This window comes from Xylanibacter rarus (assembly GCF_001275135.1).
Taxonomy (GTDB): Bacteria; Bacteroidota; Bacteroidia; order Bacteroidales; family Bacteroidaceae; genus Prevotella; species Prevotella rara.
The window spans coordinates 1-26717 of the sequence record NZ_LFQU01000039.1; the positions used below are offsets into that span (position 1 = coordinate 1).

Sequence of the window (26717 nt, forward strand, 5' to 3'; positions counted from 1 at the left end):
AAGGCACAACTCTGTCCAATATTTGCAGTTGTTTTTCCATTCTGATTTGACACGTCTGTAAGTGTCTTCAATGGCTGCAATCCCGAATTTGTCAGCAATCGAAAAATCCTGCCAAAAAGTGGTTATAGGCTCGTAGCCATTTAACTCTGTGATATTCCATACAGGAATAGAAATCTGTAGTGCTTCCATATCAATTATTGATTTTGTTTTGCATAATATTCTTCTGGTAGATAGTAAAGTCCGTTTTCCGCCAAGTGGTCTATTGCTTCGGCGGCAAGTCTGCAGGCCCATTCGTTGCGTTGGTCGTACCTGCCCTTGTGCCAATTCTCCGCCAATTGCTCCATAAAGCAGAACATCAGCTTTGCTTTCTCATTTACTAAATAACGGTGGTCATCAGCAATAGCCTTACCGATTTTCCGAGGTGAACCCATTTTGCCGTTCACATATTCCGAGAACACGTCTGCGAAGTGCTTGTCGTTTTCCGATAAATACTGGTCATATTCCATACTCATAAATTTTGATTGTTGAACAAGTTCTTTTTTCTTTTCCCTCTGTTCGCCCTCCTTTTCGGAGGAGCCGCTTCGGGATTTATGGTGCATCGAGAGACGGTCGTCAAAGCCTCTCCCGATGTTTTTTCCTGCCAATTACTCTTTCAGAGAAAGGAAGAATTTGCAGGAAATGCACTTCAAAACGGAGAGAACAGGCTAGACCGCCTACATTCGCACCAGTAAAGTCCACGCGGCAACGACAAGGACGTCGAAATAAGAAGTCAATACAAAAGGGAAAAGAGAAACGGATAAAGGTGGCGGGGGATTATGATGGACGGCGTTAAAACAGGTGCAGCTATAAAGGTTCCCGGAGCGGCCGATGGCAGAATACGGCCCGTGCCGGATTCCGTCATCAGCCACAGATTCGGACCAGAGTGCTTACAGCAGCCCAGGGCTGCCGTCGTGCATGAAGGTTTTATAACAGTCACCGCTTGGCGCACATGAGGGCGGCAGTATAACGGGATTTGCCGTGAAAAGAGATGCTGTCAAAGCATCCCTTCGTCTGCGTAGCTCAGATAGCCTGTATCCGAGAGGATGATATGGTCAAGGAGAGTGATGTCAAGGATTTCGCAGGCTTTCTTGAGTTTGCTTGTGATGGCATTGTCACTGGAGCTGGCCACCATGTTGCCTGACGGGTGGTTGTGGCTGAGGATTATGCCTGAGGCATGGGCCAGAAGAGCCGTCTGCAGGATGATACGGACATCCACAACGGTCTGGCTGATGCCGCATTTTGATATGCAGGAGAGTCCGAGAAGCCTGTTGGCATGATTGAGGAACATCACCCAGCATTCCTCATGATGCTGCATACATTCATCGTATGCCTCCTTGAAGATGTCGTAGCTCACTCTGGAGGAGTTTACCATGGTACGTTTTGCAGCATCGGCATCCTTGTAATTTACTGAAATCTGAGGGAAAGAAAATGTATTCATAACAACGAAGATTTAAGGTAATACAATTTTTTCGCCCGTGCACAGCTCTGTCTGGACTTCGTGCAAGATTTTGGGAAAGAATACTATCCGCAGGATTGGAGATTGTTTCCCAAATTCACACGGATCTTGCGTTTGTCCGGAAAGATGCTGTAACTTCGCTGAAAACAAATGTTGAGACTACCGGGGTATTATAAGAGGTCCGGCTATAAAGGTTATCCGGGCCGACCGATGACGGAAGACCGCCCGTGCGGCCTGTAGGAATCAGCCAGAACCCGGTCCGTACTGTTTCAGCAGACGGAGACTGCCGAAAGACAGGAAGGTGTTGTATAAAAAAGGTCAGGCGGCGCCGGTCTGCCTCCGGCACGCAACAGAAAAACAGGACGGCTTTCTCCGCCCAGCATCTGAAATCAACTACGAATTATTGTCAATCTGCAACTTCTAGGGATTGAGTTTGTTTTACGTACTGCTCTAACATTCTGATCGGTGACTTGCTGTTTGAATTAAGGATTCAAAAGAAACGTATGCAGAGATGCCTCATTATGGCAGATATTGTAAAAGAAGTATAAAGCAGTCTGACAAATATGGATAATACTTACAAGTGAATCATAAATATTTCTGATACCTTTACATTAGAAATACTGGGACAAATATACCTAACGCAAGCAGTGAGGAAATCAGTAGTTGGATTCTGAGAGATCTTTAAGCATGACAAACTACTCTTCAGTCTCATTGATGATCTTAAATCCAAGTTTCAAATACATTTTGGCGGCAGAGTTCGCCTTTTGTACGGACAGAGAGACGTGGCTATATCCTTTGCTTTCAAGTAATCGAAACATTTCACGCATAAGATGGTTTCCTATGCCTTACTCCTGTATTCCTTATATAGGGATATGGCAAGTGATGGAGTTTTGTCATCCACATGTCCGTAATCATTCATAATACGTACCCATACTGCACCGACCACTTTTCCTTCACTGTCTGCAACCAGACAAAAGTCATCTTTTTTCTTTCCGAAGTTCTCAATATACAGTTTCAGTTCTGGTAGGTCCACCACTTCCTTTGAGGGCGGTTTGACTCCTTCAGGAATATAAATCGCTTCGTAAAGAAATTCTCTTAGCAAATGGTTCTCACTACCTTGCAAATGGCGTATTATATAGTTGGTCGATCCGTTCATTCTTGTTCACATTTTCTTTTCAGGTCAGCTATATACCGCTTCTGTTGTAATTTCAAATACAACAATGCAAAAGGATATAACCACCATTTCTTCAGGTTAATTGACTCTGTAAAAATCACTTCCGTTCCATTTCCAGCCCGTCTGAAATATCCCGTCCACTCCTCGAAAAAGTTCACATTATCCATAAGAAATGAATATTTTAGAAAAGGCTCTATAACAGTAACAGTAAAACAGGTTACATAGCCTTCATTACTTATCTCCCTGAAATGACGCTCGTCGGAAACTTCTATGTCCTTTATGTCACTTCGCCATGAATAGTCGTAAAGTGAAGTGACTGAATACCAGACAGATTCCAAATCAGCCTGTATAAATGATTTTATCGTAGTTCTTATCATGGGACATTTTTATATTTCTCTTACCGTTTTTTCCCAATCCTCTCTGATAAGCAAAGTGAAATGTTCTGTACGGATATCTCCTAACGGAGAAGTTTTTCCTTCTTCTGTGTGATGGAACTTGAATCCACATTTTTCCATTACCCTGCGGGATTTGATGTTTCCGTCATAATGTCCACACCAGACCCGTTTCACATCAAGTTCGACGAAGCAACGCTTCAACAAACGTTGTACGGCTTCCGGTATAAGCCCCTGTCCCCAATAAGGAACACCTATCCAATATCCTATTTCTGCGTCTCCATCCTGTATCTCCGCACTGTGTACGCCATCAGCGAACATAATTCCGACACTGCCTATCGGTTCATTGGTTTCTTTCAATACGACAGCGTATGTCTCGGGTGCAGAAAGGATATTGCGTATTATTTCTCTGCTATTTTCTACAGATGTATGAGGAGGCCACCCGGCAATGGGGCCGATAGCAGGATCTTTGGCATAATTATAAAGAGACTCTGCATCGTTTTCTGTCCAGGGACGAAGTATCAATCTTTGTGTTTCCATATTCATCGCTATACAAGTAATTTATTGATTTCCTGCTGCAAGCGATCCAGGAACTTTGCAGCATGTGCCCCATCCATTTGAGTGTGATGGAATTGGAATGAAACCGTCAGTGTCGTCCTGAAGAACCCCTTACGGTACTTGCCCCATATCATAAACGGATTATTGAAGATACCGCTGTACATACCTACCGCACCGTCAATTTCATATTGGGCCAGTGCGGAAGTTCCTATTACCATGCTTTCAGTCAAGTCGTGGTTCTCACAGCTTTGTGCTACTTCCGTTGTCAATTTCAGATAATCTTCATTGAATAGCAGCAAATCATCAGAAAAGGGCACATCGCATGAACTGACCTCATTGTCCTTGTTCATAACAATGGTATTAACCGCAATGGCATCATATTGCATCAATTTGTCTCCGACAGGCAGCATATAAAATTCCTTGATACCGCTTGCCGCCTTGCCGATACACCAGCACATCAGCATATTGAATTTCATACCTGACTTTTTGCTGATTTTGACCAGACGACTGACATCCAAAGTCTTGAAAAATGTAACCATCGGCATCGGGGCTTTCATCCAAAGCTCAAATGCGTATGCACGGGTGGTTTCTTTGGGATTTATTTCTCTCATAGTGCGTCTTTCAAATTTTCAATCATTTTTCATGCTTCTCCAGATATTCTCTCATGGCCTCGTTGACGATGTCACGGAGAGACATGTTCTTTTCGATGGCCAGGTATTTCATCCTGGTATGAATGCTCTTGTTAATGACGAAATTGCAATGCACCGCCGGTTCATTTTCCGCTTTGGCCGGAGCCGTTTCTTTCTTCTGCGTGGATTTTTTGGTTGATGAAAGCAATCCGTCAAGGCCGCTTTTCATTCCGTCTTTCAATAAATCGCTTTTGCCCATATTGTTTTACTTTAGTTTCAGTACCTCCAGCGCCAAATCCATATAATCCTTGGCCCCGTTGCTGTTTTTGTTATACTCGAAAATGTTCAGACCTTTGATAGGAGCTTCCGCCAGAGCCACGTTGTCCCGGATGACGGTCTTAAACACCTTGTCGCAGAAAGAATCGTTGATGAGCTCGGACACGCTTTTGTTAAGCGTCTTGCGCTTGTCGAACTGGGTGATCACGATACCTCCGATGCTCAGTCCCGGATTCAGGCGTTCCCTGACGATTTCAACCACATTCGTAATCTTTGCCATACCGCGCATGGCGAGGAACTGTGCCTGGACCGGTATAATCAGGAAGTCTGCCGCGGTAAGAGCATTGAGCGTGAGCAGTCCCAGCGATGGCGGACAGTCAATCAGTATATAGTCGAATTTCCGGCTGTCAAGCAGCTTTGTAATCATCCCTTTCAGTATCAGTTCCCGGCCAGGTTCGTTGATAAGTTCCGATTCGGCAGCCGACAGGTCAAGGCATGAGGGAACGATGGTAAGGCCGTTCTTCAGTTCGACCAGCGGCAAAGGGTATTCGCCCTTCATCGCCCCGTACACGGTCTGTTCTTCCTCGATGGACAGGCCGCAGGATTCCGTGAGGTTTGCCTGACCGTCCATGTCAATCAGGAGCACACGTTTTTTCTTCAGCTGCAGTGCGGCAGCGAGATTTATGGTAGTGGTTGTCTTTCCGCCCCCACCTTTATGATTCAGAACTGCTATAATTTTTGTCATGATTCAGAGTCTTAATGTCTGGTACAAAGATAATACTATTTTTAGTCTTTACTACAATTAGTATTTACTACTATAACATATTTTAGTATCGTAGTATTTACTACTCTACTAAAAGGCTAAGCCACTAAATGTAGTATCTACTATTTTTCGTAACCCGGGATTTACTAATCTCCTAAATTACTACAATTAGTAAATACTACATCCGTGACCGTTTTCCGGAAGATGTCAGAACGGAAGGTCTTCCTCCACGTCCTGTGGCATGTCCGCTGGAGGAACGGGTGCGTTCTCGGCAGCTGCTGTTTGACTGTCCGCTTCTGAGGTTGTACCTTCCCGCTTACCGGTGTTGATGAACTCCAGGGCATCCGCCGTGATGGAGAGCTGGATCTGGCTGTCGCCGTTTTTGTCCTTCCACAGTGAAGTTGACAATGTTCCCCCGACAAGGACCATGCGTCCTTTGGGGAGGTATTCGGAGAGGCGGATATGGTTTTCCTTGTTGCTGCGTACCCTTACCCATGTGGTAACGGCGTTTCCGTGCGAGAAGTCATCTACTGCCATGTCAAAAGCAATAAACGAACCGTGTGTACCCTCGATGACCTGACAATCCTTTCCGATGCGACCGATAGTGTGAATGTATAGCATAATTTGAAAATGTTTTGCGGCAAGGTGGTTAGTCCTGCCATTACCTGTGACTTTGTTTTTTCTTCCCTCTGTTTGAAGCCTTTTGACTTCGACATAGGGATATGTTTTATGTGCATCCGAAACTGCAAACAAGGGAGATAAGACAAGTGAACAAACAGAGAATTGATGAAATACCGCCAATAACTTATTTGCGGAAAGTTGTCATCCAATCCTCTGAATTGTTAGCGAAGCGATACTTGGCATTCTACCTCGGCAGTACCTTTGCACAATAAAACAATACCAGCTGTCGGACTGTCGGGTTCAAGGGAAGTTTATAAAAACTCTACAATGGGACATAAGTATATGATTCTGCTATAACAGCTGTTTCCACAGTGCTATTATTCAAGCGCTTGAAGCAATAATTTGATATGGCTATAAGTGATAAAGATGTGTCTTACAAGTGGTAAAAGTGGTAACTGGTTTATAAAAGTAATGATTTACAATGCATTAATACATCTGTTAAGTGGTTATAAAAGTGGTTGCTGCGGATGTTGGCAATCGTAGCAACATATTGAAGCCACCTGGCACCAATCTTAGGCGACAAGTGGCTGACGAAAGGAACAAAACAGACTATGCTATCATTCTCTGACGTATTTTCCGCACGTTTTTCTGTACAAGGTTTATGATGCGTTCATGAAATTCCGTATCTTGGTTGCAGAGTCCTCTTGATTGCAGGACCTTGAATGTTTCAAGACTCAACTCAACAGTTTCAATACGTTTGTTGTCTATCCTCGCTGATAATACCAAAGATTTAGGTTTAAGATAATATTCGCTCTGACCGACGCAATGGTGCAAGGCGTTTCCTTCTTTATAATATTCATCTACGCTCTCCAGTACACTGACAACGATAAGTCCATCAGTGAATGACAACCCGAAGAATTTACCTTTCATCTCTCTGAAAAGACTTTCGTTCTCCATAGCTTTCTTACGTTGGGCATCCCTTTCTTCCCTCTCTCTGATAATCCTTACTTTTTCCTGATAATGGTCGTGTGCTGCTTTCAAATCCGACGGACATATATAGTGTGAATTGTGTATGTCTTTTCCACATCTTTCAAGTAAGTGGATATAATCCATCCAAAGCGAAATGTCAGAGATTTAGTAACGGTTTCGCATCACAATCTTATACACATTCCAATAGGTATCGAAATACATTGTATGTTGCAGGAAATAGTTCAAGTCAGTTTTTCTCCCTGCCTTGAACATAGTCTCGGCTCTACTATCGGTCAGCAGGGCTTTTATCAGACAGACCGGTTCAATTTCTGCCAATGAACCTACCATTCCGTTTCTCTTTAGCTTGGGTGTGGATGAATAATAAGGATAGACCTTGCAGTCGGCAATACGCCTATAGACATAGTTGTCTTTGCGCAGTTCCAGATTGCCGTCAAATACAAAACTGTCAAGATAACGCCCTAAAGTGCGTCTCAATGCTATTACCTCCGTTCTGCCATTGTCATCTATCCAATATCTGGCTACCTCTATAGAATAATAATCAGCCTCTCTCCCTTTATAGTAATTGGCTTTCATAAGAAACACCCTTTGCACCTGCAATCCATCTTGGGTAGTTAGAATGGAGTAGTATGAACTGTCTTTATGCTTACGCTGCAAGGTGTTCTTTATCTTCAATTTTATGCCGCACATCGGGCAACAGCATGTTTTTTTGTTGCTTTCCTCCCATTGATGTCCGCAATCAAGACAGGTGATCTTGCCGCTTTTTGTACGAAAAGCAAAATGGTCAAGACAATGGTGAAAAGCCTACATTTCCTGTTTCTTTGTCAGTGGCAGTAACCGCTCATTGGCGGCTACTACCTTATGTTGTAATCTTGTCTTAGGTCTCATACTCAAAAATCAAAAAGAGATGGTTGAACTTGTTCTTGGCTTGCAGGTTTCGGTTTAGGCTTGGTATGGTTATTACGCTGTTGCAGTTTCCGCATTTCTTCTGCTTGATAGGCCTTCAATGCTTTTTCCTTTGCCTCAGCCTTTTCCTCTTCGGTCAATTCCACTCTGTGATTGACGATGATACCGCAATTGATAGCCTTGCCTATTTCAATATTGTCCTCGTCATAGTAGTGAACGGCAAGTGAATACACTTCATCATCTGTCATTCCACATCCTCCCTCGTCAGCGATAGCCCTTGCTTGATTAAGAATGAATGTGATACAATCATCCAAATTCTTGTTTTCTTTGGTATAGGATGAAGCAAATAGTTCATCGTTTTTAGCTCTCTCGTCAAGATAAGCCTTGATTGTCAGCTTAAATTGTTCTGTTCCTTTCATCGTAATATATCCTTTTGTGATTAGAAATGATAGTCAATTACACCACCTATGTAAAGCAATGTGCCTGGCTCTAACTGGCTTGCTGTCCGAAGAAACTCGTATGATTGCTCAGCATGGCAACTGCACCCTTGCTCATCCATATAGAACTGATAGCCAGTGTTTAGAGGATTTTTGAGATACTTTTCAAGCTGGTACACTGCACCAACCCACCATGTGCAATTGTCTGTTGTAATCGCTTTTGCCATTTCATTGATACCTGCCACGAACTCTTCTTTCCACTTGTCAGCCCCTCCGTTGTATCGGATTACATCAGCTTCAACAAGTTCGAACATTCCTTTGGGCAGGATGTTGTCTACCAAATTGGTAATGTGAGGCTTACGCTCATTGTCATCAATCTCCGAACAGTAATCATAATAGTTGCCGTCTCCTTGTTCAAGAGTGTTCTCATTCAAGTAGTTATCTTTTGCTACTTTTGTCTCTGTGATTTGGAAAATCTTACTATGCATAGACCTAAATGTTTAATAGTTAATGTCTCTTTTTTTCTTTTCCCTTATTTTGAAGTCCTTATCGGCTTCCTGTCGGAATCTGAATTTTACGTGCTTTCAGAGACTGTGGGAATCTGAGGGATAAGACAAGTAAATGGCTAAGGAGTTGATGAAATACCCAATTTCAGTTGGTCTGAAATTGTGGAAAGTTGTTGTCAAGTCCACCAGCCTATTAGCGGAACCTATTGGTGGAGCGGTACTTGGCGTTCCCTCACCGCAGTACCTTTGCAAAGGAAAATAGAGCCGACAAGTGAGCTGATGGTTACAACAAGAAGTAAAGGAAATAAAACGTGTATAAGAGGAAATGAAAAAGAATAAAAAAGATATTTCTATAAAAATCGACCTATAAGTCCAAGATTCTTGTCCTATATCATTGTCATGCCGAATAAAATCACTACCTTTGCACAAAATCATACGCACGTGATTATGAGCAATAGTGAAGATTTTATAAACAGCACAGGTGAGTACATTCATTTTATTTCAAATGAAGATGTATGTCTCGTTCCATTAGATAAGGATCTATTTGGAGTTATACCTATTTCCATTACACAATGTTATACATTGTACAAAGGAATGTTGTTTGGAAAAGAAATCATTTTCGCATTCGCATCTGATGATAATCAACATACTCCAGCACAAACAAAAAAAGAATTGACTTTGTTAGAAAACAAAACCGGATGTCTTTCTGTTTTGGTTATAGAAAAGGTTATGTCTTATAATGTCAAAAGATTTATTGATCAGAGAATAAACTTTATAATTCCACAAAAACAGATGTTTATTCCTTCTTTGTTGATAGACCTAAAAAAAACAAAAACAACAAATGCCGACATTAAGGAGACAATGCCAGTATTAGCCCAATGTATTCTCCTGTACCATATACAAGTAAGTTCTGTAGATAGAATGAAATCAGAGGATATACAGACGTTATTTGACGTTTCCTATGCAACAGTCAATAGAGCACTACGATGGTTAAAGGAAAACGGTTTGATTATGTTAGAAGGCAAAAAGACCAAAGAAATTAGATTCTTCTATTCTAACAAGGAGTTATGGGAAACTGCATTACCATTATTCAATTCCCCTGTGGAAAAAGTAGTATATACGGATGACATCATAGAACAGGCAATTGAATCAGGTATTAATGCCCTGTCAGAATACACGATGATCAACAGTGAAAAATCACACTGCTATGCTTTGACAAGAGAAGATTTGAAAACGAAGAATATTACAACCAACTATTACTTTGGTGAAAATAAAATAGAAATATGGCGATATTCACCATTTTTCTTGACTCAAGGCCATTATGTGGACAAACTTTCGCTTTATCTGTCTTTAATAAACAACAATGACGAGAGAATACAAATAGAATTGGATAATTTAATCAATGACATAAAATGGTAAGAGGTATAGACAAATTCAAGGAGTTTTTCAAGGATTTCGAAAACGCCTACGTGATTATTGGTGGAACTGCTTGTGAAATTCATGAAGAGAATTATGCACAAACTCCACGTGCGACAAAAGATATAGACATTATTCTCATCGTAGAAGCCCTTTCGTCTGATTTCGTATCACACTTTTGGGAGTTTGTAAAGGCTGCCGGGTATGAACAACGAAACAAAGGTACGAATGACGATGCAACCCGTCGCCACGAGTATTATCGTTTTATGAAACCAACCAATACAGATTTCCCTTATCAAGTAGAATTATTTTCTAGGAATCTCGGTCTGTTGGATTTCCCTAAGGATGCTCATCTTACCCCGATACCTGTTACTGATGATTTATCAAGCTTATCGGCAATACTCATGGACGATGACTATTATCACTTCACCATCAAACATAGTTTGTTGCAAGATGGAGTGCATATTGCCAATATAGAAAGTCTTATCTGTTTGAAGTGTAAAGCATTTTGGGACATGAGTGACCGAAAAGCTAAAGGAGAACAAGAGGATAGCAAGCATATAGCTAAACACAAGAAAGATGTTTTCAGATTAGCAGCAATGCTTGCGCCTGCCGATAGATTTGAAGTTCCTCAAACTTTGTTTAATGATGTTAAACGCTTTTGTGAAGTGGTAAAATCAGAATTACCCAATAATGATTTTTTCAAATCTGCCGGTTTGCAAGGTATTACAGGAGAACAGGTATTGAAACAATTAGAGCTTAGTTTTTTGATTCATGATTAAAATTCAATATGCTTCAGATTTACATTTGGAGTTTGCTGAAAATGGAAGTTTCATAAAACACCATCCTTTAAAAGTGAATGGTGAAGTACTGGTTTTGGCTGGGGATATTGGTTATATCGGAGATGAAAATTACAGTAAACACCCTTTTGGGGACTGGGCTGCAGATAATTATGAAATGGTTGTTGTCATACCAGGCAATCATGAATTCTATAAGATGTACGAAATAGATAATTTGTACAACGGATGGAGCATGGAAATACGAACTAATGTTTTTTGTTATTATAACAAGGTTGTTAAACTGTCAAATGATACCGAACTAATTGCCACCACATTGTGGTCCCATATCAAACAACAGGATGCCTTTCAAACTGAGTTGGCCATTTCAGATTTTAGACGTATAAAATCGAGTAGTAACAATCCTCTGACATGGCTTCGATTTAATGAAGAACATAAGAAATGCGTACAATTCTTGAAAGAAAGCATAAATAATAGCTCTGCTCAGCATATACTAGTTGCCAGTCATCATGTTCCTTCATTTGAGATGCTTTCACCAGAGTTCAAAGGCAGCATATATAATGGAGCATTCACTGTTGAACTAGGAGATTACATTGCAAAAACTCCTATTGAATACTGGATTTATGGGCATTCACATCGGAATATAGATAGAATCATAGGCAACACCAAGTGTGTAACCAATCAATTAGGCTATGTATTTCATAACGAACACTTGACGTTTGATCCTACCAAATACATTGAAGTATGATATAATGCAGGAGAGCCGATCCATCAAGGACAAGCTCTCCAGATTCAAATCATGAGGCAAAAAGTACCTTTGGTATTCTATTTCAAATAAAGCAGCACCTCAGTATGCCGATTGGCTTCTGCAGGATTGTAATCGGAGATTCCTCCTTTGCAGACCTTAGAAATCATATCAACCGCCAGTCCCCGCCTAACTAATTCTGTGGCAATATAATCAGCTCTCGATACGCTTAACCCGTCATTTATATCGGCAGTCCCTGTGGCATCATCAGCCGCACCTATAACAGTAACTGACAATCCATATTTCATTGCGACACGTGCCAGCTCATCCAAGTTGACCAGCTGTGATTTATCTGTCAGCTTCGCTGTGCCGAGTTCAAAGAAGAAATAAACGGGAGAACCGATGCACTCGTTGCCGGAACGGATAATGGAAAGATAATCGGAATGGCTATAAGCGGAAATGCTGTCAGCGGTTGTGTTTGTCGAGTCCGGAACATTGGCAGATTTGCCTGTCGGGGCACTTTCTGAATTTGCATTGGCATTTGTATCAGGAACGGCAGCTCCTGAGTAATTCGCAAGGCTGTCATTGGTCAAAGGTGACTTGCCATCCCAACGCCTGTTCTTCAATCTTGCCCGGAGCGAGTTCAGTCCGCTGTAATCATTTTTAGGATAGCTGGAGCTTAAACTATCACGGTTGTCAAACAGCTTACTGTACTTTTTTAGCAACCCCTCAATCTCCAAGATTTTCTTCAGTTCTTTCAAAGTTCTCATGTCCCTCTCATGTTGCCCGGCATATCTGCAATTGTTTTCGGACAACTCCGAGGCATATTCCATCAGCCATTCATTTTGCCGAATATATGGAGTAGCATCGACAGAACGCTTCCATCCTACCTTGCCTATTGCAAAAGAAAGTCCGGCAGAAACGGAAAGCATATTATCTCCAAAGCGGTTGGCGTTCCCATATCCGTCTAAGTTCTGAAAAGTGGAAACATTGCCAATCTCCAGCAAAGCCGTCAGCCGTTTGCAGATTCGATATTGCCCTTGTATTCCATAAGAAATTGCGAAGGGTTTCTGACCGTTCTGAGGGTTATACATCATTCCAAGACCAACGTATGGAATGATGCCCCAACGTGTGTTTTCTTTCTTCGAGTGAAATCCTCCCAGAATATTATACATCAGGTCGGCATGGAAATGATGATAGTCATTGATTACAATGTTGCAGTCCTTAAATCGCCAACCCCCATATCCGATTCTTGCTCCAATCTGTGGCGTAAACCACTTGCCAACTGATGCGGAAAGTGATGGCTGTATCCTGTCAAACAAATCAGCACAGCCAATTGGTCTGCCAATGAACGCACTTGCGCCACCTTGCAGGCTGACGAACCAGTTGCCGTTCCATGGTGAAGTTACCAAAACGCCATTATGATAAGTAGGCTCGATGGTTTGAAGCATCAGCTCTTTCTCCACATAAGGTTCATGGTGTACACTATCCTGTGGGGCAAGTTGTACATTCGCACTCGCTTGCAATGTGCAGCACATTCCAGCCATTGCCATTACAAATACTATTTTATTTCTCATACTTTTTTCTGTTATTATAGATTTACATACGATGCAGGAAACTGTCTCCTGCCGATTATCGTTTCTGTTTTTTGCCTGAAGCAGGACGCATCATCTTGCTCGCCGTCATCATGCATCGTTTTGCCCAGGCACGGTTATCTTCGTTTTCATCCCGTCCCCATTTCAGGTCATTTTTACCACCTCCTCCACCATGAGTTTCGGCAAAAGTTGTGGCATCGTTAACCATGCCCAGGAAGAGAAGAGTAGCGCAGTGCATCACATCTGCACCCTGTTCTGTCAGACTTTGGAGAAGAGAACCATCAAAAATGGATTGCTCTGATGTGCCTATTTCTGCCAACCGTTCCGAATGTTCGCTAACCAAAGTTTCCAGCATTACATCTTTGAGCAATACATCCACCTTGGAATGTATCTCGTGACTGTATCTATAAGCCTCGACCTTTAATTCTTCCGTGCGCTCACTGATGGTATTCATATCTTCTTTCAAGACCGACAGCTGTCGGTCAGCCACCTTCAACTTCTCCTGTTTGTCTGCCAGTTTTTCTTGGATAGAAGCAAGTTCTTTTTCAAGATTTGCCTTTTCGGCAGATATGGACATTGAGTTTCCTATATGAGATTTCATAGTAGCCTCCAATGCAGCAATCTGCCTCTCCTTTTCAGCCTTTGCTTTGCGGAGATTCTCAACCATCGAGTTCAGTCCTTTTACCCTTCGTTCTGCCAACTGGATTTCCACTTTGAGATCCGACAAGGCTTTCTGATGTTGGCCAAGCTGTTCCTCTATGCTGGTACACTCTTCCGAAAGGTGCCGGCGGTATTCTTCTGTTGTACGATGCCTGGCACCCGATTCAGATACACTTGTTCCGCGAGACATTCCCCAGCGTTTGTTCACTTCAGCGAAGTCGCTGTGAAGTTGCTTCATCCTTGCACTGAACTCATATTTGTCCTTTCCGGCAAATATCTGTTTATATGCAAATTTGTTCTCCTGAATCGGCAACAAAGTACAGTGAGCATGCGGATTCAATTCATCCAAGTGTACAACAAATGATACTATATTCTCTTCACCGTATTTATCACTTACAAATGAATAAACATCCTTCGCCCATTCCTCAATTTCCTTGCACCTTTCAATTTGAGAATTGTCAGCACCTTTTTCAAAGTTGACTTTTTGCTCACCGAAAGCGATTTCTTGCATACGCTCCCTTGATCCTCCAAAGATGAAATTTACAACTGTCCTGAATCGTGGTTCTTCCAAACCCGAATTAGGATCCTTTATTCCTCGTGCAGATAGACTCTCATCCATCCTTTCTGGAATGCTCTTACTCTTATCAACCTGACATACTTTTCCGGCCTTTATCTCAAAATTCAGATGTTCCCTTGTGGGATCATAATTCCCGATTGAGACAGCACGTTCCCAGCCTTTATCTGTCCACCGCCTCTGATGTTCGTTGCTTTGAGCAGTAGTTATACCTTTTGATGGGCGGAAATCCATGACTTGTTTCGCGTTTGCCATATATTGATTGTTGTTTTACGGACAAACGATTTGCCCCAGCTTGCTGCTCGTCTGGGCACCGTTCCCGATAGCTTTAAGCTGGAGGGGGATTAGGCTACCCGACGGAGTCTTCGTTTGAACATCGTGCAAGCACCTTACACGACATAAAACGGCATTCATATAAAAGAGCTTCAGGCTCGGTTATCCGCTGTTAAACGATTGTTTTGATGGTTATAAAAGGGCTTTCTTGTTTTCCTGATATTCTGCCAGCGAAGCTTTGAATGGTTTACAAAGAGTAAGCAATGTCTTGCGCAGTTCGGAAGAAGCATCTGTTTCTTCAAGACTCCCCTCCAGAATGAGTTTCGTAATAAGCTTCGTAACTTCCAATAGCTCGCCCCAGTCAGAAAGCAGGTCATTATTGAAGAAATCAATAAAAGCGGTTGTGTTGTCAAATCTTGACTTATGGATTTCTCGTTGTAATCCTGCCATGGCAATCCGACCGACAATCTCTTTGACAATTTTCTTCTTGTTACTGTCAAGATCAGACATGGATTCATCAGCTTCATTATACGGTTCATTTGTGGTGAACTCATCTAGTCTTTTCTTGAAGTATTGTCCGCAAATCTCCTCCAGATCAATAATGAGCATATCACCAAAGACCCATTTGGCTAATGCAGCATCCAGTTCATCTGTCATGACATCGGGTGATCCTGCGTCTTCAGAGGAGGAGCCAGTGCCATTGTCTGCTTGGGTAAATGACATCGTTATGACAATACTTTTCGCAAAACGGGTGCGATGTATCTGACCCATTTCTTCCAACCTATCAAGAAAAGATCTGACAGTAGCCCTGTGCCAATGCCAGTCTTCTGCAAGGTCGGAGATAGTTACATGGCATTGGTTATCCTGTAAGACATATTGATGATTCTTCAGGAATGGCGTTATAAAACCAGCTGATGTCTTTTCCAGCAGATCGTAATAGGCTCCTGTCTTTGTTTTGCGGTCACCGACTTTCTCCTTGAGATAATCAAAGAAATTCATATCAGCCAAAATTTTATTGGCTGTTCTATTTTTGTTATTCATCATATACATTTGTGTTTAGTTTGATTATATGTGGATTATATACGGCTGCCACTATCCACTTTATCGTGGCAGATTTGCGTGATGATGCTAATGGAAATAATATGAAGGCAAAACGTCGGGATGCTCCGTCCAATATTTTCTGGATTCCTTACTCTCTTCCCATTCTTTCATCATACTGCAAGACGGATAGAACATTTTGGCCAAAATGAAGTAGGCAAGTGTCATCGCTGAAGTGTGCAGATGCGGAACAGTACAAATTGCCAATACCACAATACTCATCGTGAATAATTTCCTTTTGTCATAATACAATTTTCGCATGAGATTTTCCGCTCTCTTGAATGAAAATAAAACGGCACATAGTACGGTAGAAAATAAGACGCCCCATTCATCGGGATGACCTCCGGCATAGACAAAATGGTATAAGAGCAGAACCATGAGAAAACAATATACATATAGTTTTCTTGCGTTACTGCTTGCAACCATTCTCAGATAGAACTTTGCCATTGCTGGCCGGTTACTGTAATACAATGTTGCTGGTAATACAATAAGCAATATTGAAAAAATCATTTCAAGGATAATCCAAGTCATAGTATGATACTTTTGTACAAATGTTATTGTCTGAATAATGGCAGTTCGGTTAATTCAAGTTTGAGCAGACCATGAGTCGCTGTTTCTATAATGGCATCCACATCCTTCGCTTCTAAATATGATGCTCCTTTTTGCAGCCTGTGTCTGGCACTGATATTAGATCTTCTATATCTAGCCAAAGCTTTATCCAATTCATACTCAGGAATGCCCCATGTAGTCCCTTTTTCATAGTTCCCATGGCGGTACAATGAACGTAGACGAAGAATGCGGCAAGTACACAAATACGCCCTATTGTGTTTAAAAATGATGCGTTGTCCGAATTCGGATCCTTTGTCCGCTACGATCCAAGTCCTATGCATATTTATGGTGAATAGCATTTGCAGGTACAAAGTCCTTTTCATATAAATTCAGAAAGCAATTCTTCTTTATTCTTGCGGTATTTGAAATGGCCACTTTGTTCATGCAGTTTCATATCAAGACAAATGTCTGAACACATGAACTCCAAAGAATCATATATGGTCACATCTATTCGGTCGACATAGCCATTACCAGCAACCTTTGCATTCATTTTAAACATTTGGCCAAAGGCCGGATTGGAATATGCACAGGCACTGTGTCCGAAAGAAGTGGAACTTGACGGAATATGATGATAAAGGATGATTAGTTCAATGTCATCTTCAAAAATGTCCATAACTTCTTCCAGTTCATATTGACCGGCAAGTGGAAAGGAAAGCAATACGTAATCGTCGTAGAATTGCGGTTTTTCCATTGTTGTTACGTCCAGCAGTTGTGGCAGCTGGAGCGGAACATATGATATAAAGTCATCGTAAAAAAGCTGAAGCATCATAGTTGTTTTGAATTATCAAATAGATGTAAGCAGTATCTTTATCAGTAACGCAGGTAGCTCCTTATATTGGTCACTGTCTATACCTATGATTCCATTAAGTTTGTCTATAACTTGTAGGGTATGCCCTGCAATGTAACCTAACTTGGCATACTCGGCTTCGGACAATACAGCCGCTCCTAATGTATCTAAGGTGATATATGGCTGAAGCAACATCCAAACGTAAGCACGTGCCTGTTCTCCAGTCCTGACAAGTTCTTTTTGAACATCTCTGATACAGGCTTCTGCATTTATGATAACCCTCCTATTGGTCCTTTTGGCCATATATATCAGTGCATCATCATAAGAAATTGTGCCATTCTCTGTTGCCTGAAATACGGATAGGCAACATTTTTCAGTAAGCTGAGTAATGGTAGACAAGTCGGCATTCGCAAGCTCTGACAAATGGATTAAATACGATCGAAACATTCTGTCCTCTTCCTTTATAAAAGACAGCAGTTCTCCATTATTATTTATCCCTCTTTCCAGCATCTTATCAAGGAAAGAGTGGTAAGCAGCTATGATCTCCTGTGGTTTCATGTGACATGGTGAAACAGAATCCAGGGATTCAAAGAACGGTTCAGCCATCGATGATGATTTTGCTAAAGATTGATCATATTTATGTTGAGAGACTTCTTTATGTAAGTATACAACATCAGAAAAGGTTCTTTGTCGGGACATCGAAATGCGCACGAACTCTTTCCGTAAAGAATCATTCACTTCCTGCACTATTCCCATATGCCCTGAATGAATACTGACAACTGAGTCTCTGGCAAGACAGTTGAATACGGAATCCCGGAGTGTTAGCCATTCATTTACAACATCAGCAAATTGTTCACTTGTCAGATCATCCAAAGTTCTTATTTCGGACAAATAACATCGATAGGCATTGGTCGCATTTTCGCTTGTTTGAAACATGGAATTGCCAGTCTTATTTGCACACGAAGACAACATTATTGCGACAAATGATATGGCAAAATATTTGGCAATAAAATCATATACTCTAAAGTATGATTCCATACTTATACCGTTGTCTCTATTGTAAGTGAAGTTATTCATGTGTCGCTAATTTGCAGTTTGTTTTATGTTCTCGGCATCAAAGGTAAGTATAAAATCTAATAAAATAATACTCAAAAATAAAACTTTAATGGATTTTTATTTTCATACTTTAGAGTATGAATGTCAAAGAAAACAAAAGCTAAACAAGAGCAAATTCAGAGTATAATAATTTATAAATAATCATTAAAGTATGATTTTATTCAAATAAAACTTTGTACCTTTGTATTAGTTATAATCAAGAACCGAACATCAGTATGGCAAAAGTTGGTTACATATTCAAGGCTGCCCATTATGACAGTCTTGATCCTGATAAAGCATGGATGGAACAATATGGTTGTGTACAAGTGATAGAAGAAGAAACTGGACATGAAAAACTCCGTCCTCAATGGAAGCAGCTCATAACAAGTCTGGATCGTGGTGATGAGTTGGTGCTGGCCAAGTTCAGCAACGCACTACGTGGTTCAAGGGAACTTGCTGCCTTCATAGAGTTTTGCAGAATAAAGGTAATACGTATAATCTCTATCCATGATAAAATTGACAGTCGTGGAGAACTGTTCCCCGAAACCAAGGTTGCAGATGTGCTGGAGATGTTTGGCTCTTTGCCCGAAGAATGTGCAGCACTGCGCAAAGCTTCTTCCCATGTGATACACCTGAAGCAGAACATCACCCAGCCAGCCAAAGAAAAAAACGTAAGCAAGTCTGAACGGGAAAAGACCATTGTAGCCATGTATAACAACGGTCATTCCATTGACGACATCTGGCGTGTTAGCGGATTCAGTAGCCGCAGTTCAGTATTTCGCATTCTGAACAAATACGGAGTATCACTCAATCGTGGCAAATTCAGCGGACCGCTCGGGAAACGTAAACCAAAAGAGGAGTAATATTAATTATCACCACTGTGTATAAACTTGTAGCATGGTTATAGAATATATTAACAATTATGGACTATTTGAGAATTACCGATAGCTTAAAAAAGGAAGTTGAGTGCAAGTTAAGGAAACACTTTCCTGGAAGATACTACAAGACAGAAACAAATCATTATCACGCCAATCGATTTATCCTATTGGAAACTATTTTCCATGATATTGATATACATTATGAATATTATCAAGGTTACGTTGAATTGCACCTTGAAGGGAAATTTAGCGGTTATGAATATAATACTATTTGGAGAGAGTTAGTTGAAGAATCTTATCAACATCAAGAGCTAAGTTGGCATAGATGGGGTAATCGTAATCAAGGCCGGTGTAGAATCAATATTTCTATTCAGTCTGCAGACGATATCATCAAATGCTTTGAGAAAATATCTAAAATATTCGACCCTGTGCTATCTCCTTTGTCAGAAGAGAATGGAGACGCAGAAATCATAATGCATCAAATGGAAAATCAGGAGATTCTTCCGCCAGCCGATAGCATGCAAGTAGAAAAACTCACTTACGGCATTCTGAAAATTAAAGAATTACCTTTCAATAACTTCATTATTCCAGAGTATCAGCGTCCTTATAAATGGAGTGTAAAGAATGTCAACCAATTAATCAATGATCTTTTGTATTTCAAGGATAGTGAAGAGTATAGACTTGGAACTCTTGTTCTTCATGAGAACAATATAGTGGATGGTCAACAACGTATAGTCACTCTTTCTTTGCTTTTGTACGAACTTTTCAACAAAAAAGAAATAAGAGCCAAAAATCCTTATCAGGAAGTACAAGATAGAATTAAAACATTTTGGAAACGTACTGTATTTACAAACGAGCATTCAATTGGACATGTAAGGGAAAACCTTACAGCCATTGAAGATAGATTGGATGATTTGGATGATAATTTTTTAGATTTTCTTTTAAACAAATGTCAGTTTGTTGTAGTTCGCCTACCCGAAATTTCTGAAGCTTTCCAATTCTTTGATTCACAAAATGCAAGAGGAAAAGATTTGGAACCACATGATCTATTGAAGGCTTTTCATCTTAGAGAAATCAAAAAACTCTCTGAGAAGGACAGCGATAACATCACTAAATGGCAGGATCTTGATCCGCAAAGATTAGTTGAATTGTTTTTGACTTTATATAGAGTCAAAAGATGGGCCAAAAATAACAGTGGAAAAGAATTTACGAAAGACAATATCGATGCTTTTAAGGGTATATCCTTGGAGGATAAACGGTATCCTTTTTATATGCAGCAAATTATATGTCATTTCTTCTCATCGTTTTATGCTAATGAACCATCTAGAAACATCGACCAATCAAAAATGGAGTTCCCTTTCCAGATAGATCAAATATGTATTAACGGAAGCCGATTTTTTGATATGATTCGTTATTATGATGCCTTGTACAACAAAATCACAGACGAAAATGAATACAGAATTTATGACTCAACAGAAGATGAGAAATCAGCATATAAAATCATTCGGATGTTAAATAATTATTCTAATAGAAATCGTACTGGTGATACCTATGTCCGACAGTTATTTAATTGCCTCTTAATTTATTATGTTGATAGATTTGGCTTCGCTGAAATAAATAAAGTAGTGAGAAAAATCTTTAGATATGCGTATCAAATTCGCTTGATACATTACAGTGTTCAGCTCCCAACTATAGATAATAGTGCCACTAGCGGCATCATGTTCAAAACTATTCGTGATGCTCAATCTCCGTATGACATTATAAATCTCATGATCCCACAAATCGGATCATTAGCTTCAAATGCAGATACTCAAATCAAACAACTCTATTTCTGATTATTATGAACGATATACAAGAACTTACCATAAAAGAATTGCTTAACAGTAATGAATACCGCATACCTATTTATCAAAGAAACTATGCCTGGGGACTGGGCGAAACAACCCAACTCATTCAGGATATAGCTGACTATACGAAAGATTCTCCCACAAATAACTATTACATAGGAAATCTTATTGTATTTCCAAGGCATAAGGACAATAGTTTGTATTTCGAGACAATTGATGGACAACAGAGAACAACAACCATAACAATTCTCCTATGTGCGCTTAAACACAATTATTCAAAATATGACTTATCATGGTATTCAAAGGTAAATCTCTCTTTTGATCATAGAGAAAAATCAAACCTCACGTTATTTGCATTGTACAACAATCCTGAAACTATTAATCATGGAGTTGTTAATACTAATATTATGGCTGTGTATAACAAAGCGTGGAGTATAATTGATAAGATTTGTCAGGATAAAGAGATTTCCGTTTCTACTTTTATTGATTATCTACTTAATAAGGTAATCATTCTTCGGATAAGTGTTCCAAAGGACACAAACCTTAATCACTATTTCGAGATAATGAACTCAAGAGGAGAGCAACTTGAACAACACGAAATAGTGAAAGCGCATCTTATGTCTCCAATTAAGGAAGATCTATCTGCTATGGCTGCTTTTAATCTGATTTGGGAAGCCTGTTCTAATATGGATAGATATGTTCAGTTGAATTTTGCTAAAGCCATAAGAGAAAAAATATTTGATAACAATGGCACTGAAAATATTAAAATTTCATTCGATGATTTAGCTGCATTATACAATGAAAATTCCGTCCTTGGTAACGAAGAAAAAATCATTCTTTAGAGCGGTTATTCGTAGATGCTGCTAACAACACACCTTATAGAAAGCCATGGGAAGAAGGTACCGACAAAGACCAATCAGAAACTTACCATTCATTGATTACTTTTTCCAACTTCCTGCTTCATGTTCTAAAAATAATCCGTCCTGACAATAAAGAAGTTGTATTGGATGACAAAAGGTTGACAAAGATTTTCAAAAGCATAATCAAAAGTGAAAAAGATGCTGCTAGTTTCAGCATAGAATTTATTATGAAACTCCTTGATTTACGTCTTCTCTTTGATAAATACATCATTAAAAGAAAACAAGATAAATGGAGTCTGAAGAAATTATTACCTCAAAAAGCAGATAAAGATAAATATTATTACAAAGACACCTTCTCACAAACAGAATACGAAGATGATGGATCTGGACAAAACCGTAATATGATTATGCTCCTATCGATGTTTCATGTGTCAGCACCGACGCAGATATATAAGCATTGGATGAATGCCAGCTTATACTATGTCTATAATCATAGGAATACAAATGCCACTGAATATGCGGAATATTTATGGAATTTGTCAAAAGCATATATGTTAGATAGATACCTGGCAATCCCTGAAAATAAGGTTCCATTTGAGACTATTATATTCGAGAATAATGGAAAGAGTGTAAATCATGGTAAAGATATCCTATGGTCAAATATCAATATAGACGAGTATCCACAAAAAGGAGAACATGTGGAGAATTTTGTATTTAACTTTTACGATTACCTGTTATTGAAAGAGACAAAGGATACAGATTTTGAGTTTTCGTACAGAACTTCTGTAGAACATTTCTACCCACAACATCCAACGGATAAAGATCCAATGGATTTTAACCATCTGCATAGTTTTGGGAATTTGTGTCTTGTCAGCAGGGGTATGAATTCAAAATTTACTAATAATCTCCCAGGAGCAAAATATGAAAATTTTGGTGATGTCAAAGCTATGAAGACCTATAGTCTCAAATTAAAATCTATGATGAATACTATTAAGAAAGGAGAAAGGTGGGATGAAACGAAAATTGCACAAAAAGAACAAGAAGCAAAAGAATTGTTCTGTAAGGCTTTATTATAAAAAACATTAGAATAAAGAGATAAGACAAGCCGAGAATTTTGCCAGATACATATTGAACACCCAAATATAGAACTTTTAATGAAAGAAAATAAAACACAATGGAAACAGGGGATAAAACCAAACCCTGACAAAATATATCCTGTACCGAATTTTAGTACAGTCACTTATATAAAGCCAACGATTAAAAATCCTAATATTATTGTTGGTGAATTTACTTATTTCAGCGATGTAAACTTTGAAGACCATGTAACGCATCATTATCCTTTTTATAATGATAAACTAATTATTGGAAAGTTCTGTCAAATTGCAGCTGGAGTTAATTTCATAATGAATGAGGCTAATCATCAGATGAACGCAATATCAACATATCCTTTTTATATTCTTGAAGGATGGAATCAGAATATACCGCCTCTTTCGGAGATGCCGTTAAAAGGAGATACTGTTGTCGGGAATGATGTATGGATAGGACAAGAAGCGACAATTCTACCCGGTGTACATATTGGTGATGGCGCAATAATAGGAACAAAAAGCGTAGTTGGTAGTGACGTGCCGCCATATACCATAGTTGCCGGAAATCCTGCCAAACCCATAAGAAAGAGATTTGATGACGAACTTATACAAATGTTGCTTGATCTTAAATGGTGGAATATGAATATAGAGGATATAAACAATCTAATTCCCTTATTATCATGTAGTGACATTGAGAAAGTAAGAGAAGAAATACGTAGAATATTGACAACAAATAATAAAATATAAAGAATGATTTTTTTAAAATTACGAGAGCACAAAGAATATATACAAGAAGCTGCTTCTTGGTTTCAATCAAAATGGGATATACCCAAAGAGGAGTATTTGAAAAGCATGTATGAAAGTTTGTTAAAAGGCACAACCATACCGCAATGGTATATAATGTTAAAGGATAATAGTATTATTGGAGGTTTAGGTGTAATTGAAAATGATTTTCATGACCGCAAGGATTTAACTCCAAATATTTGTGCTTTATATGTAAACGAAAAATATCGTAGGCAAGGCATTGCCGGACATATGCTAAAACAGGTATGTGATGACATGAAATCATTGGGAGTAAAAAGATTATATTTGGTGACAGAACATACTGAATTTTACGAAAAATATGATTGGAGTTTTTTATGTATGGTTCAAGAAGAGAATGAGCCAAATACGCTAAGAATGTATAGTATAAATCTTGATTAGAACTAAATAATATATTTAGCTTGGAGCAAATGATGAATAGATACTTAAGAAAACAAAGCTGCAGTTTGTCACAAAGAAATTACTTATGGGAAAATAAATAAGAAAATATAAATTATGGGACATAATAAAATCTACAAAAACGAGTCAGAATTCATTATCGCTAACGTTATGGATGATGTAGAAAATGTAGATGCAAGAGAATATTTCATTAATTTTCATGCAAAATCTATCTATCCAGCGTTAAAAGAATTAATACTAAAAGATAAAACATTAGATAAAACTTATAAAGATCCAATTACTATTATGCTGGCAGCTAAAAAACTAGCCAAAGAAGAAATTGCCAATGCAGAATCACAAGGCTGCCCTGATAACATAAAAAAATTATTCGAAGAAGATTTATCTAAAAAAGAACAAATATCTCTCTTAAAAGGTACTTCTATAAAAACAGAACAATTGGCGGCCATTTATTTATATGCAAATGACAAAGGATATAAATATAGTAGTTACAGATATGAAGATACACCAAAAAAATATGTTGGAGCTGACTTACCATCATTTATTCATCTAAGTGATGAAAATGCAGTAGAACATTATGGAGAAACATCACTAACAGATGGTCAAATGAAAGAAATTGTTACAACTTCACAATTTATTCTAGCAAGAATTTTTAATAATGGAAAACACTGGCATTGTTTCTATCAAACAAAACGAGGGGTGTCAGGAAAAGAGCCAGGAGAATACGGAAGTCAATCCCATATCCACTATATATCAGATGCTTTTGGTATATCATTAGAGGATGTAATAAAAGGATTCAAAGGAGGTATTTGCCCGCACTCTAAAGTCCATATCGTATTAGATGATATAAAAAATTAAATTAGGCTACATCATATTTACAATTGATTCTTAGCATATTGCATTCGTTATAGTAAATGAGATTTCGTATCTCTATTATCTATATTAGGATTAAAGTATAAAAGTATATGGGTGAAATTATAATAACAATACTCGCACTATGGCTTTTCATCAAGATTTTGAAAGCCATCTTTAGTGGTTGGAGCAAAAGCGACTATCACAGGGACAGGTAGCTCTGTCTGACCGCTATCTGAGCAACCTACAGCAAAATTAAACTGTATCATATTTACATCCTCCCTCTTATTGATTTTCACCTTGTCAAGGGCGGGTTGTAAGCGTGTTTATTCTGTAAGCACGACAATCAACAAAATGTTTTGACAACCGGGAGGAAACGAAGTCTTCGACCAGTTGGCAAATCTTTTTTGTGTCGTGCGATTTCAGGAAGAATCTTGGAAGTGTGCTGCAATGTTCAATCGCAGTACCGGACAAGTGTCTTCCGAAACAGGAGAAGCAGCTTACGGGTTGGGTAATGCTTATAAGAGGACATATACGAGCAAAAACAAAAGCGACCGAAGCCGCTTTGTTTATCGAATGGGCAGGAACTATTTCTTGCCTTTTTTAGTTTTCTTCTCTGGCTCTGCCGGAGCGTCCTCCTTGTCTGGTGTCGGATAGAATTTGTTGGCGACCAGGATAATGCGATTGTGTTTTACACCGTCTTTATCTGTCCACTCTTCGGGTTTGAAGTAGCCCTCTACGGTAAGCAGGGCGCTCTTTGTGATCTGGGATAGAGAATCGGTGTTGGCGTTGTTGCGCCATGCTTCCACATTGATGAAAGCGGAGATACGTTTGGTTTCCTCGCCGTATTTCTCCTGGCGGCTGATTGCCAATGAGAAGCGTGCTACGCTTGCGTTTGCGAACTGACGGATTTCTGCATCCTTACCTACGAATCCTGATACTGCGAAATTGTTCTCAATCTGTTTCATCTTACAATGCTTTAAGTTGTTAATTGAATTATTTTTACGTTGCAACAAAAGTGAATGCAGTCTGAGGGTTGCGACAAGGCCAGTAATCAAATACTCTTTATTTTCGTCAGTGTCAGCAGACAAAACCAAAGGCCAGATAAAGGAAGATTTGTGCAACTGCGCCATTGGCCAAGGCATAATGCCGTACCCGTATGCATACTAACTTTGCATCGGAAAAATGGTCATTGACACGACAAAAGCATAGATGATCGGATGGAAATCAAACAACTGAGCAGAGTTCGTAGGATGATAAGGTATCCGTCGGCAATCTCAAGCGTCATGAAGGTGGTATGGCAAAACCTGAAGATAGAGAAACACAGCGAGAAAAATGTACCGTGCAATAGTGGAAGCCATGACAACATACCAAATCAGCTTTTCAGAGAGCCCCCTGCAGTAGAAGGCTCCCGAAGAATAGACAGATATAATTATCGGTAAACAGCATCATATTAGTCGCCACCTATCCGATTAAAAACAAGGCCGGGAAGATCTAAGAAAATTATTAAGGCAAATGTTCTGCTATACTGGACAAAGCAGATAGGTCGCCTTTGCGAAGTATGGGAAAAGTACTGGATTTACA

Annotated in this window: 29 protein-coding genes and 2 pseudogenes; 10 read left to right on the forward strand and 21 right to left on the reverse strand. The window is 39.5% G+C overall.

The window, feature by feature from the left end:
• The 14 genes and pseudogenes from ACU52_RS13255 to ACU52_RS13315 all read right to left on the reverse strand — a co-directional run.
• A pseudogene (locus ACU52_RS13255) lies at nt 1–189 on the reverse strand (hypothetical protein); the annotation flags it as partial.
• Nucleotides 190–194: 5 nt separating this feature from the next.
• Nucleotides 195–644 (reverse strand): hypothetical protein, encoded by a 450-nt coding sequence (locus ACU52_RS13260; RefSeq protein WP_239684931.1) that lies wholly within the window; start codon nt 642–644, stop codon nt 195–197.
• Between the two features lie 389 nt (nt 645–1033).
• Entirely contained in the window at nt 1034–1477 is a 444-nt protein-coding gene (locus ACU52_RS13265; protein ID WP_027200146.1) for a JAB domain-containing protein, read from the reverse strand.
• 713 nt (nt 1478–2190) lie between these two features.
• Complete coding sequence (locus tag ACU52_RS15980) at nt 2191–2322, reverse strand: N-acetyltransferase (protein ID WP_455570157.1); 132 nt, start codon at nt 2320–2322, stop codon at nt 2191–2193.
• Nucleotides 2323–2333: 11 nt separating this feature from the next.
• Entirely contained in the window at nt 2334–2651 is a 318-nt protein-coding gene (locus ACU52_RS13270) for a hypothetical protein (protein WP_239684932.1), read from the reverse strand.
• Complete coding sequence (locus tag ACU52_RS13275) at nt 2648–3046, reverse strand: hypothetical protein (protein ID WP_053399136.1); 399 nt, start codon at nt 3044–3046, stop codon at nt 2648–2650. Before ACU52_RS13275 ends, ACU52_RS13270 begins: the two co-directional genes overlap by 4 nt.
• A gap of 9 nt (nt 3047–3055) precedes the next feature.
• Complete coding sequence (locus ACU52_RS13280; RefSeq protein WP_053399137.1) at nt 3056–3607, reverse strand: GNAT family N-acetyltransferase; 552 nt, start codon at nt 3605–3607, stop codon at nt 3056–3058.
• A gap of 2 nt (nt 3608–3609) precedes the next feature.
• Nucleotides 3610–4230, reverse strand: coding sequence for a CatA-like O-acetyltransferase, family 2 (locus tag ACU52_RS13285; protein WP_053399138.1), 621 nt, complete (start codon nt 4228–4230; stop codon nt 3610–3612).
• A 22-nt stretch (nt 4231–4252) separates the two neighbouring features.
• Nucleotides 4253–4507: a clathrin light chain gene (locus tag ACU52_RS13290; RefSeq protein WP_053399139.1), complete on the reverse strand. Its 255-nt coding sequence runs from the start codon at nt 4505–4507 to the stop codon at nt 4253–4255.
• A 6-nt stretch (nt 4508–4513) separates the two neighbouring features.
• A complete protein-coding gene (locus ACU52_RS13295) occupies nt 4514–5269 on the reverse strand; it encodes a ParA family protein (protein WP_053399140.1) in 756 nt (251 codons plus the stop codon).
• 225 nt (nt 5270–5494) lie between these two features.
• The gene (locus ACU52_RS13300; protein WP_053399141.1) at nt 5495–5908 is read right to left on the reverse strand and encodes a single-stranded DNA-binding protein; all 414 of its coding nucleotides are present in this window, start codon (nt 5906–5908) and stop codon (nt 5495–5497) included.
• A gap of 609 nt (nt 5909–6517) precedes the next feature.
• Nucleotides 6518–7783 (reverse strand): annotated as a pseudogene (locus ACU52_RS13305) (PcfJ domain-containing protein).
• 2 nt (nt 7784–7785) lie between these two features.
• Nucleotides 7786–8220, reverse strand: coding sequence for a PcfK-like family protein (locus tag ACU52_RS13310; protein WP_053399142.1), 435 nt, complete (start codon nt 8218–8220; stop codon nt 7786–7788).
• A gap of 20 nt (nt 8221–8240) precedes the next feature.
• Nucleotides 8241–8726: a hypothetical protein gene (locus ACU52_RS13315; RefSeq protein WP_053399143.1), complete on the reverse strand. Its 486-nt coding sequence runs from the start codon at nt 8724–8726 to the stop codon at nt 8241–8243.
• Between the two features lie 465 nt (nt 8727–9191).
• Between ACU52_RS13315 and ACU52_RS13320 the strand changes: the two genes are divergently transcribed.
• Genes ACU52_RS13320 through ACU52_RS13330 form a run of 3 tightly spaced genes read left to right on the forward strand, consistent with a single transcriptional unit; the run spans nt 9192 to nt 11705 of the window.
• Nucleotides 9192–10163 (forward strand): hypothetical protein, encoded by a 972-nt coding sequence (locus ACU52_RS13320; protein WP_053399144.1) that lies wholly within the window; start codon nt 9192–9194, stop codon nt 10161–10163.
• The gene (locus ACU52_RS13325) at nt 10157–10942 is read left to right on the forward strand and encodes a hypothetical protein (protein WP_053399145.1); all 786 of its coding nucleotides are present in this window, start codon (nt 10157–10159) and stop codon (nt 10940–10942) included. The genes ACU52_RS13320 and ACU52_RS13325 overlap by 7 nt, the downstream gene beginning before the upstream one ends.
• Nucleotides 10938–11705 carry a metallophosphoesterase gene (locus ACU52_RS13330; protein ID WP_053399155.1) on the forward strand — a complete coding sequence of 256 codons (768 nt, stop codon included), beginning with the start codon at nt 10938–10940 and terminating at the stop codon, nt 11703–11705. The genes ACU52_RS13325 and ACU52_RS13330 overlap by 5 nt, the downstream gene beginning before the upstream one ends.
• A gap of 77 nt (nt 11706–11782) precedes the next feature.
• Here ACU52_RS13330 and ACU52_RS13335 read toward each other — a convergent pair whose 3' ends face one another.
• The 6 genes from ACU52_RS13335 to ACU52_RS13365 all read right to left on the reverse strand — a co-directional run bounded on the left by ACU52_RS13335 (nt 11783) and on the right by ACU52_RS13365 (nt 18336).
• Nucleotides 11783–13279: an OmpA family protein gene (locus ACU52_RS13335; protein WP_053399146.1), complete on the reverse strand. Its 1497-nt coding sequence runs from the start codon at nt 13277–13279 to the stop codon at nt 11783–11785.
• Between the two features lie 55 nt (nt 13280–13334).
• The gene (mobV, locus tag ACU52_RS13340; protein WP_053399147.1) at nt 13335–14786 is read right to left on the reverse strand and encodes a MobV family relaxase; all 1452 of its coding nucleotides are present in this window, start codon (nt 14784–14786) and stop codon (nt 13335–13337) included.
• A 210-nt stretch (nt 14787–14996) separates the two neighbouring features.
• Entirely contained in the window at nt 14997–15848 is an 852-nt protein-coding gene (locus tag ACU52_RS13345) for a hypothetical protein (RefSeq protein ID WP_053399156.1), read from the reverse strand.
• Nucleotides 15849–15932: 84 nt separating this feature from the next.
• The gene (locus ACU52_RS13350) at nt 15933–16433 is read right to left on the reverse strand and encodes a hypothetical protein (protein ID WP_053399148.1); all 501 of its coding nucleotides are present in this window, start codon (nt 16431–16433) and stop codon (nt 15933–15935) included.
• 397 nt (nt 16434–16830) lie between these two features.
• Nucleotides 16831–17277, reverse strand: a complete 447-nt coding sequence (locus ACU52_RS13360; protein WP_053399157.1) for a hypothetical protein — start codon at nt 17275–17277, stop codon at nt 16831–16833.
• Between the two features lie 18 nt (nt 17278–17295).
• Nucleotides 17296–18336 carry a hypothetical protein gene (locus tag ACU52_RS13365; RefSeq protein ID WP_053399158.1) on the reverse strand — a complete coding sequence of 347 codons (1041 nt, stop codon included), beginning with the start codon at nt 18334–18336 and terminating at the stop codon, nt 17296–17298.
• Between the two features lie 293 nt (nt 18337–18629).
• Between ACU52_RS13365 and ACU52_RS13370 the strand changes: the two genes are divergently transcribed.
• From ACU52_RS13370 to ACU52_RS13395, 7 genes are all read left to right on the forward strand, one after another.
• Entirely contained in the window at nt 18630–19256 is a 627-nt protein-coding gene (locus tag ACU52_RS13370; RefSeq protein ID WP_027200126.1) for a recombinase family protein, read from the forward strand.
• Between the two features lie 59 nt (nt 19257–19315).
• Complete coding sequence (locus ACU52_RS13375; protein WP_053399149.1) at nt 19316–21106, forward strand: DUF262 domain-containing protein; 1791 nt, start codon at nt 19316–19318, stop codon at nt 21104–21106.
• A gap of 5 nt (nt 21107–21111) precedes the next feature.
• Nucleotides 21112–21960: a DUF262 domain-containing protein gene (locus tag ACU52_RS15660; RefSeq protein ID WP_239684933.1), complete on the forward strand. Its 849-nt coding sequence runs from the start codon at nt 21112–21114 to the stop codon at nt 21958–21960.
• A 92-nt stretch (nt 21961–22052) separates the two neighbouring features.
• Entirely contained in the window at nt 22053–23054 is a 1002-nt protein-coding gene (locus tag ACU52_RS15665; protein WP_239684934.1) for a GmrSD restriction endonuclease domain-containing protein, read from the forward strand.
• Between the two features lie 78 nt (nt 23055–23132).
• Entirely contained in the window at nt 23133–23810 is a 678-nt protein-coding gene (locus ACU52_RS13385) for a CatB-related O-acetyltransferase (RefSeq protein ID WP_053399150.1), read from the forward strand.
• Between the two features lie 3 nt (nt 23811–23813).
• Complete coding sequence (locus tag ACU52_RS13390; RefSeq protein WP_053399151.1) at nt 23814–24266, forward strand: GNAT family N-acetyltransferase; 453 nt, start codon at nt 23814–23816, stop codon at nt 24264–24266.
• Between the two features lie 114 nt (nt 24267–24380).
• Nucleotides 24381–25139 carry a hypothetical protein gene (locus tag ACU52_RS13395; protein WP_053399152.1) on the forward strand — a complete coding sequence of 253 codons (759 nt, stop codon included), beginning with the start codon at nt 24381–24383 and terminating at the stop codon, nt 25137–25139.
• A 581-nt stretch (nt 25140–25720) separates the two neighbouring features.
• Here the strand turns inward: ACU52_RS13395 and ACU52_RS13400 are convergent.
• Nucleotides 25721–26101 (reverse strand): single-stranded DNA-binding protein, encoded by a 381-nt coding sequence (locus tag ACU52_RS13400; RefSeq protein ID WP_053399153.1) that lies wholly within the window; start codon nt 26099–26101, stop codon nt 25721–25723.
• Nucleotides 26102–26717 lie beyond the last annotated feature (616 nt).

What these genes read in the sequence shown, in the direction of transcription:
- ACU52_RS13310 (WP_053399142.1), bottom strand. Translation starts at nt 8,220, where the DNA reads ATGAAAGGAACAGAACAATTTAAGCTGACAATCAAGGCTTATCTTGAC.
- ACU52_RS13270 (WP_239684932.1), bottom strand. Translation starts at nt 2,651, where the DNA reads ATGAACGGATCGACCAACTATATAATACGCCATTTGCAAGGTAGTGAG.
- ACU52_RS13290 (WP_053399139.1), bottom strand. Translation starts at nt 4,507, where the DNA reads ATGGGCAAAAGCGATTTATTGAAAGACGGAATGAAAAGCGGCCTTGAC.
- ACU52_RS13315 (WP_053399143.1), bottom strand. Translation starts at nt 8,726, where the DNA reads ATGCATAGTAAGATTTTCCAAATCACAGAGACAAAAGTAGCAAAAGAT.
- ACU52_RS13275 (WP_053399136.1), bottom strand. Translation starts at nt 3,046, where the DNA reads ATGATAAGAACTACGATAAAATCATTTATACAGGCTGATTTGGAATCT.
- ACU52_RS13370 (WP_027200126.1), top strand. Translation starts at nt 18,630, where the DNA reads ATGGCAAAAGTTGGTTACATATTCAAGGCTGCCCATTATGACAGTCTT.
- ACU52_RS13360 (WP_053399157.1), bottom strand. Translation starts at nt 17,277, where the DNA reads ATGCTTCAGCTTTTTTACGATGACTTTATATCATATGTTCCGCTCCAG.
- ACU52_RS13300 (WP_053399141.1), bottom strand. Translation starts at nt 5,908, where the DNA reads ATGCTATACATTCACACTATCGGTCGCATCGGAAAGGATTGTCAGGTC.
- ACU52_RS15980 (WP_455570157.1), bottom strand. Translation starts at nt 2,322, where the DNA reads ATGCGTGAAATGTTTCGATTACTTGAAAGCAAAGGATATAGCCACGTC.
- ACU52_RS15660 (WP_239684933.1), top strand. Translation starts at nt 21,112, where the DNA reads ATGAACGATATACAAGAACTTACCATAAAAGAATTGCTTAACAGTAAT.
- ACU52_RS13395 (WP_053399152.1), top strand. Translation starts at nt 24,381, where the DNA reads ATGGGACATAATAAAATCTACAAAAACGAGTCAGAATTCATTATCGCT.
- ACU52_RS13400 (WP_053399153.1), bottom strand. Translation starts at nt 26,101, where the DNA reads ATGAAACAGATTGAGAACAATTTCGCAGTATCAGGATTCGTAGGTAAG.
- ACU52_RS13320 (WP_053399144.1), top strand. Translation starts at nt 9,192, where the DNA reads ATGAGCAATAGTGAAGATTTTATAAACAGCACAGGTGAGTACATTCAT.
- ACU52_RS13350 (WP_053399148.1), bottom strand. Translation starts at nt 16,433, where the DNA reads ATGACTTGGATTATCCTTGAAATGATTTTTTCAATATTGCTTATTGTA.
- mobV (WP_053399147.1), bottom strand. Translation starts at nt 14,786, where the DNA reads ATGGCAAACGCGAAACAAGTCATGGATTTCCGCCCATCAAAAGGTATA.
- ACU52_RS13345 (WP_053399156.1), bottom strand. Translation starts at nt 15,848, where the DNA reads ATGATGAATAACAAAAATAGAACAGCCAATAAAATTTTGGCTGATATG.
- ACU52_RS13325 (WP_053399145.1), top strand. Translation starts at nt 10,157, where the DNA reads ATGGTAAGAGGTATAGACAAATTCAAGGAGTTTTTCAAGGATTTCGAA.
- ACU52_RS13385 (WP_053399150.1), top strand. Translation starts at nt 23,133, where the DNA reads ATGAAAGAAAATAAAACACAATGGAAACAGGGGATAAAACCAAACCCT.
- ACU52_RS13365 (WP_053399158.1), bottom strand. Translation starts at nt 18,336, where the DNA reads ATGGAATCATACTTTAGAGTATATGATTTTATTGCCAAATATTTTGCC.
- ACU52_RS13295 (WP_053399140.1), bottom strand. Translation starts at nt 5,269, where the DNA reads ATGACAAAAATTATAGCAGTTCTGAATCATAAAGGTGGGGGCGGAAAG.
- ACU52_RS13390 (WP_053399151.1), top strand. Translation starts at nt 23,814, where the DNA reads ATGATTTTTTTAAAATTACGAGAGCACAAAGAATATATACAAGAAGCT.
- ACU52_RS13285 (WP_053399138.1), bottom strand. Translation starts at nt 4,230, where the DNA reads ATGAGAGAAATAAATCCCAAAGAAACCACCCGTGCATACGCATTTGAG.
- ACU52_RS13335 (WP_053399146.1), bottom strand. Translation starts at nt 13,279, where the DNA reads ATGAGAAATAAAATAGTATTTGTAATGGCAATGGCTGGAATGTGCTGC.
- ACU52_RS13265 (WP_027200146.1), bottom strand. Translation starts at nt 1,477, where the DNA reads ATGAATACATTTTCTTTCCCTCAGATTTCAGTAAATTACAAGGATGCC.
- ACU52_RS13375 (WP_053399149.1), top strand. Translation starts at nt 19,316, where the DNA reads ATGGACTATTTGAGAATTACCGATAGCTTAAAAAAGGAAGTTGAGTGC.
- ACU52_RS13280 (WP_053399137.1), bottom strand. Translation starts at nt 3,607, where the DNA reads ATGAATATGGAAACACAAAGATTGATACTTCGTCCCTGGACAGAAAAC.